This window comes from Chryseobacterium sp. Mn2064 (genome assembly GCF_049319685.1).
Taxonomy (GTDB): Bacteria; Bacteroidota; Bacteroidia; order Flavobacteriales; family Weeksellaceae; genus Chryseobacterium.
On sequence record NZ_JBMOUE010000015.1, the window covers coordinates 1 to 230 of the forward strand.

Consider the following 230-nt stretch of genomic DNA (forward strand, 5'->3'; position numbering starts at 1 on the left):
TAGCTCAGTTGGTAGAGCGTCAGCCTTCCAAGCTGAATGTCGCGGGTTCGACCCCCGTCTTCCGCTCAAAAAAATCATTGTAAAAGGTGATGCTTTTTAACACTGAAATGTGTAGAGTAGAGTTTCTCAATCGCTTTCAGTCTAAATATTAAATGCCTCCATAGCTCAGTTGGCCAGAGCACGTGATTTGTAATCTCGGGGTCGTGGGTTCGAATCCCTCTGGAGGCTCA

General features: G+C 46.5%; 1 tRNA gene. It reads left to right on the forward strand.

From position 1 onward, the window contains the following. Positions 1–154 precede the first annotated feature (154 nt). A tRNA-Thr gene (locus ACL9RH_RS23875) sits at positions 155–228 on the forward strand. Positions 229–230 lie beyond the last annotated feature (2 nt).